The following is a 13298-nucleotide window of genomic DNA, read 5'->3' on the forward strand; positions in this document are numbered from 1 at the left end:
AGGTATCGGCTTAGAAATTATAAACACGAATAAATTATGAGAGTAATTATCAAATTGACTATATATGGAGCTATACTTGTTTTGTTATCATTAGGCATCTCTATGCCTTCATGCAGTGATACCGAATATGTATCGACAGAAAATAAGAATGTCATGGATATGTTATTTTCAGTAGTAGTTCCAGGTTCATCGGGTCTTAAATCTTCTTTGGATGAAGATGATGAGAATGATGTGCGAAGTATAGAAGTTTTGTTGTTCGACCTAGACGGGAAATACACATATCAACCTTTGTATAGTAATGTTATAAATACGAATCCTACAGATAGTAAGGTTAAGACTTTTTCTGTAAAAATTCCGGAAGGAAATTATAATGTGGTAATTCTGGCAAATTCCCGACAGAGCCTAGCTAACGCTTTAAGCAACATAAGTGAAGGAGAGGAAAAATCTTCGGTTATGGAAAAATTACTATTGTCGAATGCGGGAAAATGGAACACCGATCCTCTATCCGGAGGATACGTTCCCATACCAATGTGGGGAGAATTGACATCACTCTCTGTAGATGGCAATACAGTCATTAATAATCCGGTCAATCTGGTTCGTATGGTTTCCAAAATAGATGTAGCACTTACTCATGTAGATGCCACAAGTAAATTTGTACTGGAAAGCATACGCCTTTATAACTATAATAATAAAGGTGGAATTGCTCCTGTATCGTCAAATTGGAATGCATTACAAGGAAAAGTAACATCTCCTTCGGTTCCTACTTCAGCACAGAAACCTGCAAATGCGTCACTGAACCCACTTGTGTATGATGAAGATGCCATTACAACACCGGGAATTTCTAGCATAGGAGAAATCTACACTTTTGAAGCATTAGCCGGGAGTTCATCATCTTTACAAGATAATACCTGTCTGGTTATCGGTGGAACTTATACGGGCGATGCCCAACCGACTTATTATCGGATCGATTTTACACAAACATCTTCAGGCGTTACCACCTATCTTGCTTTACTCAGAAATCATCATTATAAAGTAAATATATCTGAAATTAGTGGTTCAGGATTGGCGACTCCAACAGATGCTTTCAATTCTCGTCCGGTTAATATTAAAGCTGAAATTATCCAATGGAATGACGCTTTGATGAGTGACGTTGTTTTTGACGGACAATACATGCTCGGAGTTTCCGCCGGAGAATTTTCTTTTCCCAGAGATATTCAAACAGCTAGTGATGAAAACAATACGCTTGCAGTTACAACTGATAATCCTTTAGGGTGGACTGTAGATAAAATAGTAGATGCGCAAGGCAACAATATTAATTGGGTAAGTTTGTTATCCACATCAGGAACTTCTGTTTCATCTGGTTCTTCGGGTGTAATTTCCAACCTTAAAGTTGGTCTGACGGAAAATGTAAGTGGCTTAGTCCGTATTGGTTTTATCCATTTGAAAGCAGGGCGACTTACTTATATAATCAAAGTGGCGCAAGATATAAATGCAGCTATAACATTAAGTATAAAAAATACTGCAGGAACTCGAAAAATCACAGAATTGATATTTGCAGCACCAATAAATACTCAACCTGACGCCCAACAATTTAAAATAAAGTGGGTTCCAGAATCTTCATCTGTTACAGCAACTCATTATGTGATAGGTAGTACAGGGCTCTCGTTAGACGTTTCTTCAGGTTTGCCTTCCGTTGGTTTGCAGTCTAGTATAAGTGATCCTTCAGGAGAGAAATTATTTACAATACAACCCCCAGGTATTTCTGATTCCGAGCTTTTAGATAATCCGTTTCTTGTGAAAATATCAAAAATAGACTTCACAGTATCCAATGGTACTAATAATATAACTGAGAGTATATTCTTAAGGCAATCGACTTACAACATTGTGTTCAGCAATGTTAGCAGTTCGTACTGGACAAATGGAAATACATATACGTTTAATGTGAGAAGTAATGCCGGTTGGCGTATAAAAGCCATCACTGAAAATATAACGACAGGTAGTGGTTCTCTTTTGAATCTGCAAGCTTCAGACAACTTAAAAGTTGGAGCAGTTGGTTCCGCTAATACTGGAACAGGTACTGCTGTTAATTTTAGAGTAGTAGGGAATGCCATAAGTGTGGCAGGACAGGTAACAGTAGTTTTTGAAAGTACCGACTCTCCCAAGAAGTTCAATGATGTAACTCTTGTATTAAATATAACTAATGAATATTATCCTAAAGCTCATAAAGGATGGGCTGGCAGTAATATATATTACGATCTTGTTTCAGGGCATTTGACTTTCGATGATGTCGGTGTAACCACACACAAGACTTATCAGGGAGTATACTTTCAAGGAGGTAGCTTATATGCTATTTCACCTATAGGTGCCTATTCTTTGGCAACAGTATTATATCCTCCTTTGGGCGGAACGACATCAAACATAGAATGGTCTGCAATTCCATATCCTATAACCAATGTAAACAGTAATCCTCCTTCGGGAAAAACAAATCTTGACCGTGCATACCTCTATGAAATAACGAATGCATCGACAGGCGTTGGCGATATTTGCAGATACTTAACAGAAAAAGGATGGGCGCCTCCTGGTAAAAAATGGCGAATGCCTACTTCTAACGAATTTAATGATGTATCCAGTTATTCAATAGTAGGTCCGTTTGTATCATATACCTCTACCCTAGCTGATGGAACTCAGTCTTTCGACAGAGGATATAATAAGTTAGATACAGGTTCTCCATTTTTCCCAGCATCAGGATATCGAGATACAAATAATAGTCTTGTTCAAATCGGAACAAATGGAATGTATTGGTCTTCATCCGCTAACGGACCCAATAACTATGCCATGACTTTTGCTAATGGCAATTTGATAACAACCAATTATGAACTTTTTCGTACTTTAGGCTTTTGTGTGCGTTGTGTAGTAGAAGAGTAACTTTTAAAACCAGTTATAACTTGAAGGGAAGATATATAGGCTTTAATCCTACATATCTCCCTTTTGTCATTTCTTTATTTTATTGATGTTTACTTCTTTTTCTTTTGGATATTTATAAAACCCTTCTCCTGAGAGATATCCCAGTTTTCCTTGTTTTATAAAATTGTCTTTTAGATATTGTGCAAATAATTTTGCTTTCAGATCTCCATTAGCGGCTATATTATAGACTGTATTTATACCAACTATATCATATATTTCAAAAGGACCAACAGGTGAGCCTGTTGCGATACGCCATGTTTTATCGATGGTTTCAATATCGCCAACACCCTTTAGGTAGAGTTCGGTAGCAGCTGCCATAAAAGGCATTAACAATGAATTTAATATATAACCACGTTGCTCTTGTTTTACAAGGACAGGAATCATTCCAATAGCTTTAGCAAATTCTATAACAGTATTATACGTTTCAGCATCAGTCTCTGATGATTTCATAATTTCAGCAATATTGCAGTGAAATAATAAATTAGAAAAATGTAATGCCAGGAATTTTTGGGGACGCCCTGTAAACTTCATCAAATCGCTGGGCAAAATTGTTGATGAATTAGTAGTAAAAATTGTCTTTGCAGGAGCAACCCTACCCAACTCTGTGTATAATTTTTGTTTTATTTCCATATTCTCGGGTATAGCTTCTATTGTAATATCAGCATCTTGAACAGCTTCAGACAGATTAAAAGAATACGAAATATTATTAAAAGCGGCATCCATTTCTTCTTCGTTAGCATGAGCCTCTCTCAGATATATGTTCTTTAGTAATTCAAGGGTTTCAATCCCCTGACTGTATAAGTCTACATTGATGTCATATATCGTGACATTGAATCCTTTAAAAGCTGTCTGAAATGCAATTTGAGAGCCCATATTACCACCCCCTAGAATAGTTACATTGGATATTTTATTCATCTTCTTTATTTTAGTTTGTATAGTTGAAGTATCTCTATATTTTTTTCATCTATCGTATTGATAATCGTGTCTGTTAAAATTAAAGTGTAATTTTCTTTGAAAGCAGGGAGATTTAAAAAATATTCTTGATTTCCAATTTTCCGTCTCTTCTGCACTTTTGTGCTTCCATCTATATCCAATAGAGGCAAGGGTATAACTATAAACTTGATTTCTTTATTTTCAATATACCTTGTCTGTTCATCACGCATTTGAGGATATGATTCATATGTTAGATTAGGTGAAACAAAATAACGAATATTAGGAACAATTTTACATGTTGTAAATAAGCTATTACCCAGACCAAAACCTACATTTAGGAGTGTCGGATTTTGTTCCTTAACAATTTCATCATGAATTTTCTGTGTAAGTAATCCCGGCTTCAAAGAAACTGTAGTCCCGGCGATTTTACTATTCCCCAAATCAGTCTGACTATAGCCTATATATATCATACAACTTGTAATGATAAGTAAAAAAGCAGGTGTAATATATTTTACTATCGTTATAAAACCGGATATGTATATAAACAAACTTAGTACACCCAATAAGCTAAAAACAAGAAATACAACAGGATAATACATTTGAAAAACCGGAGACATAAATATAATAATGTAAAGAGCGACTCCGGATAATAGTAAAGCATATTTACCTAAAGTATACTTAATATGTTTTACTGGAAAATAAAAAACTCCAATAAGTGCCATAAAGAAAAGTGCAAAAGGATCCATAAACAGGTATACAACACGGAGCAATACCAATTGCAGAGAGCTACTTATCGTCTGTAATTCTGCGTATTTTCTATTCAAATCAATATAAATAGAGTATGCTTCTTGGAGTGCGTCATTAACATAGAGGTACAAAAGAATAGGAGTTGCAATAATCAAAAGTCCTGCAATATATGCAACCATATTTACTGCAAAATTTTTGAACGCTCTCTTCCGTAAAAGATTAAAAAATATAGCAGCTAAAGGAAAGAACCAAAAAGCCAACAAATTGAGTTTTATGAAAAGTACCATAGAACACATAATTCCATGTATAAACATTACTGACGGCTTATGGATAAATACACCTTTTCCTTTAAAATATCTGACAAAGTAATATAAACTAATACATTCGAAAACAAGAATAAACTCTTCTGCTGATCCTCCCGCTTTCATTATTTTCAGTATAAAGACAGGGAAAATAATAGCTACTATGTATGCAAAAGCATTATCCAAATATAATTTAGATAGCTTATAGATATAATAAACCATTATAAACCATGCAGTCCATTGAATCAGAAACATTCCGAAGAAAGAATTATTTGATATAAGATATCCCAGACCATATATAAAGAAAATAAGAGGCCCTTTATGATCAAAAGATTCATTATAAAGGGTTCTGCCATTAAACATAGCTTTTGCTACATTAAAGTAAATATTTACATCTGCCCATTCATTTGAATAATACAAAGGAGACATGTGAGAACATATGATTAATAGAAAAAAAACATAACAACCGAGGAGTATTATTATTTTATTTTCGGTCAGTGGGTTAAAAACGCTCATGCTCAAATTATATTCTTTTTAGTTACTGTTTTACAGTTATAATTTCTTCCAATAATTCGGCAGCTCTTTTATTGCCACCCGCTTTTATAAAAGATTGTTGAATCTCTTTAGCCGCTTTTTTATATGTAGGATTGTATAATAGCTCATCTACTGCATGTTCGATGTCTTGAATGCGAATACGACTATATTTAATGCGAATACCACAGCCGTAGTTTTGAATCAGTTGTGCTGTATGCGATTGATCGAAGGCCATCGGGATAATGAGCATAGGTATACCATTCATAAATGTATCGCAAGTTGTATTTAACCCACCATGTCCGATTACAACATCTATATGTTTCAATAATTCCGATTGAGGAACATATCCTTGCACTATAAAGTTCTCAGGCCATTCATCCAATATGTTAGGATCTGCAGCCGCTATAACAGTAACAGGCTTATCTTTTAACGCGTCAATCATGCGGCTAAAGAAATCTTTCCGACTTTGGACCAATACTGTTCCTATCGAAATGTATATCTTAGGGTGGTCACCCATTGCCTCAAGCTTTTTCCAATCGAATGGAGTATTATCCGGTCTACCTGTCAATGCCCCTATAAACTTCATATAGGGTGGTACAGAAGCATTATCTAAACCGCAAAATAGCTGTGAGGTATAGTACATATTCAATAGCTTAGACTGCACAAACTCTTCATCCCCATCTATTCCAACAAAACGTTGTAAATCAATGATTGATTTATGTACCCATTCTGTAACTTTAGGTGCACTTTGAGGGTCGTTCAGAGCATTAGGTGTAATAGGCGTTATAGTGGCAAATGGAATATTTTTTAATTGAGCGGACAGTCCACCAACAAAAGTAATACAATCATTCACTATTACATCGGGTTTATATTGCTCTACAATCTCATTAAACTCGTCTATCATCATCCTAGCAAAAGGAATATAGGTATCTTCCAATCCTAACTTAAGAGCTTCAAGTGCCGGCATATTAGCGCCCTTATTTTGCAGCAAGATTATTCGTTCTATCTCTTTTTTGTTTTTACTCTCTGTTTTTTCCATATAGAAGTATTTTGCTCCTAAAGGAAAGAGTTTCATATTGAGTTTGGTCATACCCGCCCAAGCAACATCATGGACTCTTTCTAAGAGAGTGCCTCCTATACTTAATGTGGGGTTTATATGCCCCCAGAAAGGAGGAATTACAAATAAAAATTTAGACATTTAATTCTATTTTAAGGTTATAGACCTATTTGTTTTGTAAGTATATTTTCTAATAATTTTACTGCTTTAGCAACGCCTCCCGCTTCTTCAAATGATTTTTGTATTGCCTGGGCATTTTCTGAATATTTCTTGTCATGGAGAATTTCGTTGACAGCATCTTTCAATTGCTGTGCCTTAAATCGATTGAAGTTTAATCGTATTCCTGATCCGCTATCTACAACTGTACTTGCAACATAGGATTGATCATAGGCAATAGGTAAAACGACCAAAGGTTTGGCATATGACAATGATTCACAAACAGTATTGTGTCCTCCGTGGCATACTAAAACATCCATTAGAGGGATAAGTTTAAGTTGTGGAATGCGTCTACATACTATAAAATTTTGAGGTATATAGTCAAACAACTCAGGATCGGAAACAATTACGATTCCTATCATATCATTCTCGAAAGCCTCTGTCACTTTCCTTAGAAATTGTCGTTTGAGGTTGTGATCAAATGTTGTTCCTATTGTGACTAGTATTTTAGGAAGATCATTCATTGATTGAAGTTTATGCCAATCAAAATCATCGGTCAAATCTCCTCTATTGATTACTGGACCTACGAATTGGTAATAATTATCTAAGTTAGAATCTCCAAATAATTTTTTAGAAGTATATACAATTGTAAGTAATTTGGAGCAATCTAAACGCTTATGGATATCAAGCCCTACACTCTTTTGAAACTTTATAATCTGGTCTCCTTCCCATACATGAATCGTCGGTAAAGCTTCGTTTACCTTTATTGCCGCCGGAGCAGTTACAGATGTTACATAAGGTATATTCTTTTGTATTGCAGCTACTGCTGCAGCAAATATCTGATGATCATTAATAATGATGTCAGGTTTATAAGCATCAATAAGTTTCTTTACACCTTCATACATCCCCATATTCATTGGAACTAATACTTCATCATACAAAAATTTCAAACTATCAAGACCATAAACAGCTTTCTTTCCAAGCTCCAGAATTTCATTTTTTATCTGTTCTTTATCAGCTTCACTTATATCAGCATCGAGTAAAAGAAATGTGCCGCCGTTGGGTATTCTTTCTTCTAATTGAGGATCAATGCTTATCCATGCCACATCATGTTTATTTTTAAGCAATTCAGCCCCCAAACCTAAGGTAGGATTAACGTGACCTGTAAGTGGCGGAACTATAAATAAAAATCGGCCTTTCATTTCATAAATTCTAATAGTTTTTCAATAATCCATTGTGGTTTTTGAATAGGCAAGTTATGATCGCCACTCCCTTCTAATAAATAAGAATTTGGAATAATTTCTTTCAATAGATTTCCGGCTAATAAACAATCCGAATCAGAGCCATATAATAATAAGGTTGGCACTTTAATAGAATTGGTAGATAATATATCAAACAAATTATTATCTATATCAAAATCTTCCTTAATTGAAGTATGGTTGAATAAGTATTCATAGAGTTTTCTATTCTTTTCAATCTGTCTTTTTCCGGGCTGTAAAGATGTAGACTCAGCATAGTTATTCAAATACTGATCTATAAATTTATTTCCATATTTCTGGAGTACTTCAGGAGCATCACCTTCATCCGGCTTGGGAGACTCTATCAGGCTTAGTTTTTCCACCCTATCAGGATAAAGCATTACCGTTTTTAAGGCTATAAGACCACCATAGCTGTATCCAACCAAGTGTACTTTCTTTAAATTCAGAACATCAAGTAGAGCTATCAAGTCATCAGACATCGCCTCAAGATTATATCCACAGTCAACACGTTCACTCATACCGTGGCTTTGCAAATCATATAATACAACATGAAAATGTTTAGCCAGTTCAGGGGCTATGTTAAAGTAGAATACTGACATATTGGTAAACATACCATGAATCATCACAATAGCCTGAGATGCTTCACAATTCATTTCCAATACATGGATTTTCTTGTTATTTATCTGAATGATTGCCATCAACAATAAAGTTTACAATATCTCCTATATTTAACTTTACAATCTGATCAAGATCCATTGCTGACAACCATTTTGTAAAGTCTATATCCGTCCCGTATTTAATTCTAACTTTCTCAGCAAAAGATACAAGTTCAATACTATCCATCTCCAGATCTTTTGTAAAATTGCTGTTTTGAGTTATATCAAGTTCTTCTGCTATATCTGCACCTATTATATCTGAAATAAACTGATGCAAAACTTCAAATACCAGATCTTTTTCTTCTTTTACGATTATTGTGTCCATCCTATTATGTAGTTTTTATATTTAAATATCCTTATTTCACAATCTTCAATAAAAAGAATGTCTTCATTTATTCTTTTTACTTCATATCGTTTAGGGTTCCCTTGAAGTCCCACGCCTAACATTTTTCCATAAGCTTCTTTTGCTACCCAAAAACGAGTGCTCCATTCTGTGATATCCTTGTCTTTAATCAATTCGAATTCGTAAGGGGTGAATGAAATTTCCAAAAAGTCTTTTGTACGTTCCTCTATTGTTTCAATGTCGATACCAACAGATTTTTCTGAAACAATGCTCACACTGGCTCCATTCTTGTGGGCTAAAGAAATTTCTAATCCTTTTGTTTCTTCTATACCATACACATAAGGCTTGCCATAATCATCATATTTTATAAAGTATTCAATTGGATATGTTAATTTACCACTCTTATTCTGAACATACCACCTTAAACTATCTTTAAGAGCAATCCTGCTAGTAAGATAATCTTTCCGCTTATTTAGAGGCAGAGAAGCTTGTCGTTTCTTTTCGGGCTGATTTAAGTATCTTTTTCTAAGAAATTCTAAAACACCTGTCTTATTATATATACTTTCCGATAAAAATACTCCAGGTGCTATTTGTTGCGATATAAAATTTTTTCCAGGATTCAAAGTCATCTCCCATAGCAAACTATCAAACTCAAATCGTCTGTTTTGCCAGCCTTTGACAATACACCATACTTTATCATCTCTTTTCAGTATCATTTCTGCTGTCGTAAAGTCTTTATCAATAGTTTTACTCAAACAGACACATTCAAATAATCCTTCTTGATCATGCATATCTTGATAAAAAGTAATTTCCTGAACTTTTACAGGAAAGGTTATATAGTTTATATCCAGAATAAGATGTAAATACAAACCATAAGTTTGCCCCATATTATCAAGGAGAGATCCTTTGCCTGCCTTTTTTCTTATATAAGATCTTATACCTTTTTCTGTGACATTTGTAACCTTTTCTATCCCCTGATATTCAATTCCATGAAACATATACTTTTCATAGATTTGCTCTGGTGTAGGTAATGGTCGGATATCTTCTCCCAGATCAATATAATTTTCATAATATGAATCAGGCTTAGAAAATGTGTTTCTTAATGTAACCTCCCCCGATGCATAATTCTTGATGTTTAAAGAAAGTAAATCTTCAGACTTCCACACACCATTTATTTTCTGTACAAAGGGTGTATGAACTTCCATCCACTGATAAACACTGATAGGCCCAATTCTTACAATCTTTTTTGACAAATCCTGTCTATGTGCAGCTTCAGCTATCAACTCAAAGGTCATAGTCATTGGAATTACAGGATTTAAGTCTTCCACATAGTTCCAATTTGCCGGCTGCTTAACTAATGAGTGTCCTATTAGTGTAGGGTGTGTATCTAATGATACGTATAAATCTTCTTCAAATGTTGATCCTGTTTTAGGCCCATTTTTTATAACGGTAGGTTTTAAATCTTTTTCGATAACAGGCGAAATGGTATTCGTGACTTGAGATTGAGTATTAGCAGAGATATTTTTATAGTTTATATTCCTTTCCTTGAATAGACCGGCTAGTTCCATATGCATTTGTGCCATCTCTTTCATATTCTCATTCAGAGCTGCCATTATCGGATGAGAAGTGTCCATTGCTAATGAGTCAAAATCAACAGAAATCGTTTTTTGTAGACGATTTTGGACATGTTCACTCAAAAGAGGAAAGTCTGATTGAAAGCCCATGAGCATTTGTAAATTCATCCCTTTTTTCTGTTTTTTCTTATTCAGTTTCTCTACATTAAGAAAAGACATATTTACATCCCGACCTTCTATATAAAGCAATGCCATCACGCGTCTCAATTGCTCTAATGTAGTTCTTTGTGTGCTGACCTGAGATATAGAACTATAGGGTTTGTTTACCAATATATCATCTACAAATCCGACAAGACTTCCTCCTCCGACCTGAATAAATACGCGTACATTTTCCTCATTATAGAGTTTTTCAATAAGCTCTCTAAATCTCACACTTTCTATAAGATGTTTGACAGATAATGCTTTAATATCATGAGATTCGGTTGGATAAGGTTCCAATGTATTCGATGACCACATTGGCACACTCGGATCAAGAAATTCGAGATGTTGGAACGAATCCTCAAGCAGATGAAGCCTATCTCTTATAAAAGGAGTATGAAATCCAGATTGATAAGGTAAAACCTGAAAGAAAATATCTTCCTGTCTAAGAGATTCGGACAACTTATTAAGAGCATCTTCGGTAGCGCATAGTAATACTTGATTCGGACAATTATCATTAGACAAGTAAAGATTGGGTATTGTATTCAAATATTTCTTAACCCTCTCCCGCCCTACACTGACTGCAATAAAGAAAACACCATCTATTTTATATTGACTCGCATCTAAGCAGTTGATAAGTTTTTTGATTGATTTACCTGATACCATACCTGATGCTTCCACGCCGAACCATTCACCTAAGCTGTGTCCGACGTTCATATCTGATTTTATATTTAATACCTTCAACGACATATCCATCGCTTTGTTGATACGATACAATCTTAAGACATTGTCTATAATTTTACTTTCTGTTGATCTGTATTCCTCTTCCGGTAAAGAAAATTTAAAATAGTTGATCAGGCTCTCTATTTCAGGATTCACTCCGGTATCATAACCCGGATACATAAAAGCAATCTTTCCTCCATTCTTTATAAGTGGTTTATTTGTAAACCAAATATCTTGACGCCCTTTCCATATTAAATCTTTTTCAATAAACTTTATAGCTTTTTCTATCCTATCAGGCGTTGGGTTGAATAGAACCAAACGGTAGTCTCCGTCTTGATTAAAAGATGCTGTTTGTCCATTACGTAAAGTCTTTATTAACTCTTCTTTGGAGGTAGAGCTAATCGCTATTACTTTATCATGAAATGGGCTTTTCTCAACATCATCGTCTAAAAATCGTTTTTCTCCGTATGCTTCTAAGATCACATGTGCATTTATTCCTCCAAAACCAAAAGCATTTACCCCAGCAACTAATGGGTACTTATTTTCATCCCAATCCTGAAGTTTCTGTACAGGTCTGAAACGGGTATTTTCTATCCCCTTTAATGGATGCTCACAATGTAATGTTGGAGGAATCTTTCTAGTATATAATGCTAAAACTGTTTTAATCAGACCAAGAATACCTGCGGCAGGCATAGCATGACCAATATTAGATTTTACAGAACCGATCAGTACATCTTTGTCACATTCTTCTTTTGGAAACACTTCTGATAAAGTTTGTAACTCTGTCTTATCTCCTATCATTGTAGCTGTGCCATGTGCTTCTAAATAACCAATTTTAGATTTGTCTAAATCTCTATTAGCCCAGGCTGTTTCTATAGCAAGCTTTTGCCCCTTTACTGATGGAGCCATTACGGCAACTCCTGATCCATCACTACTCACTCCTACCCCTTTGATGACTGCATAAATACGATCTTTGTCTGCAATAGCCTTATCCAGCATTTTTAGAACAACGAAACCGCTACCTTCACCAATCAGTAGACCATCCGCATTTTCGCTGAATGGACAGATATGTTGTTTATGAGATAGAGCTCCAAGTTGTGAGAAAATACTCCAAAACGGAGCATTATGACCAACATGAACTCCCCCTGCAACTGCAATATCACATCTTCCACTTTCTAGTTCTTTGACACAATGATCCAATGCAATCAAAGAGCTGGCACAAGCGGCATCAACTACATATGACGGTCCCTGCATATCTAACTTGTTAGAAATAAGGGATGCTATCAGATTGGGTATAAGCCCGGGCATAGAATCCGCCTGATAACGCCCTCGTGACGCTTGATACTGTTCTTTTATTTTGTCGAGTTCTTCATCAGATAAATCGGGTAATGCTTTTTTTACCACTTCTGTTATCTGATGACTGACATGAACAATATCCATCGCTCGCCATATAGCAGATCCCACATACGCTCCTTTTCCTATTACCAATGCGCATTTCTTTAAGGATATATTTTTTTCAAAGACCGATGCATCTTCCAGTGCTTCATAAACACTTTTTAATGCTAAAAGATGCGCCGTATCCATTCCTTCTACAGCCAATGGTAGGATCGAAAACTGCATGGGATCAAATAATATATCCGGAATAAAACCTCCTCGTTTGCAGTAAAATCGATCTACAGCCAGAGTCTTTGTCTCATCAAAATATCTAGGATCCAATCTATCTGCAGGAACATCCTTAATACAGTCCACCCCATTGATAAGATTGTTCCAATACTCAGTGTAATTACTTGCTTCAGGAGCAAAACAAGACATTCCTACTATTGCTATATCTTTTTTATTTTCCACTTCTGAG

General features: G+C 35.2%; 8 protein-coding genes. 1 reads left to right on the plus strand and 7 read right to left on the minus strand.

The genetic code is table 11. The annotated features are described in order from the left end of the window. Window positions 1-36: 36 nt before the first annotated feature. Window positions 37-2925, plus strand: coding sequence for a fimbrial protein (locus tag QOX35_RS13035; RefSeq protein WP_283687298.1), 2889 nt, complete (start codon window positions 37-39; stop codon window positions 2923-2925). A 66-nt stretch (window positions 2926-2991) separates the two neighbouring features. Here the strand turns inward: QOX35_RS13035 and QOX35_RS13040 are convergent, their stop codons facing one another. From QOX35_RS13040 to QOX35_RS13070, 7 genes are all read right to left on the minus strand, one after another. Next, window positions 2992-3879, minus strand: a complete 888-nt coding sequence (locus QOX35_RS13040) for a 3-hydroxyacyl-CoA dehydrogenase (RefSeq protein ID WP_283687299.1) — start codon at window positions 3877-3879, stop codon at window positions 2992-2994. Window positions 3880-3884: 5 nt separating this feature from the next. Continuing rightward, the gene (locus QOX35_RS13045; protein ID WP_283687300.1) at window positions 3885-5375 is read right to left on the minus strand and encodes a glycosyltransferase family protein; all 1491 of its coding nucleotides are present in this window, start codon (window positions 5373-5375) and stop codon (window positions 3885-3887) included. Window positions 5376-5484: 109 nt separating this feature from the next. Then, window positions 5485-6678: a glycosyltransferase gene (locus QOX35_RS13050; protein WP_283687301.1), complete on the minus strand. Its 1194-nt coding sequence runs from the start codon at window positions 6676-6678 to the stop codon at window positions 5485-5487. A gap of 17 nt (window positions 6679-6695) precedes the next feature. Continuing rightward, window positions 6696-7895, minus strand: a complete 1200-nt coding sequence (locus QOX35_RS13055) for a glycosyltransferase (protein WP_283687302.1) — start codon at window positions 7893-7895, stop codon at window positions 6696-6698. After that, complete coding sequence (locus QOX35_RS13060; RefSeq protein WP_283687303.1) at window positions 7892-8650, minus strand: alpha/beta fold hydrolase; 759 nt, start codon at window positions 8648-8650, stop codon at window positions 7892-7894. The genes QOX35_RS13055 and QOX35_RS13060 overlap by 4 nt, the downstream gene beginning before the upstream one ends. Then, entirely contained in the window at window positions 8628-8933 is a 306-nt protein-coding gene (locus QOX35_RS13065) for a phosphopantetheine-binding protein (protein ID WP_283687304.1), read from the minus strand. Before QOX35_RS13065 ends, QOX35_RS13060 begins: the two co-directional genes overlap by 23 nt. Then, complete coding sequence (locus QOX35_RS13070; protein ID WP_283687305.1) at window positions 8921-13291, minus strand: type I polyketide synthase; 4371 nt, start codon at window positions 13289-13291, stop codon at window positions 8921-8923. The genes QOX35_RS13065 and QOX35_RS13070 overlap by 13 nt, the downstream gene beginning before the upstream one ends. Window positions 13292-13298 lie beyond the last annotated feature (7 nt).

Source organism: Dysgonomonas sp. Marseille-Q5470 (genome assembly GCF_951230145.1).
GTDB lineage: Bacteria > Bacteroidota > Bacteroidia > Bacteroidales > Dysgonomonadaceae > Dysgonomonas.

Bases quoted from the DNA above. Each gene is read 5' to 3' on its own strand.
- QOX35_RS13050 (WP_283687301.1), bottom strand. From the start codon at position 6,678: ATGTCTAAATTTTTATTTGTAATTCCTCCTTTCTGGGGGCATATAAAC.
- QOX35_RS13035 (WP_283687298.1), top strand. From the start codon at position 37: ATGAGAGTAATTATCAAATTGACTATATATGGAGCTATACTTGTTTTG.
- QOX35_RS13060 (WP_283687303.1), bottom strand. From the start codon at position 8,650: ATGGCAATCATTCAGATAAATAACAAGAAAATCCATGTATTGGAAATG.
- QOX35_RS13045 (WP_283687300.1), bottom strand. From the start codon at position 5,375: ATGTCTCCTTTGTATTATTCAAATGAATGGGCAGATGTAAATATTTAC.
- QOX35_RS13040 (WP_283687299.1), bottom strand. From the start codon at position 3,879: ATGAATAAAATATCCAATGTAACTATTCTAGGGGGTGGTAATATGGGC.
- QOX35_RS13055 (WP_283687302.1), bottom strand. From the start codon at position 7,895: ATGAAAGGCCGATTTTTATTTATAGTTCCGCCACTTACAGGTCACGTT.
- QOX35_RS13065 (WP_283687304.1), bottom strand. From the start codon at position 8,933: ATGGACACAATAATCGTAAAAGAAGAAAAAGATCTGGTATTTGAAGTT.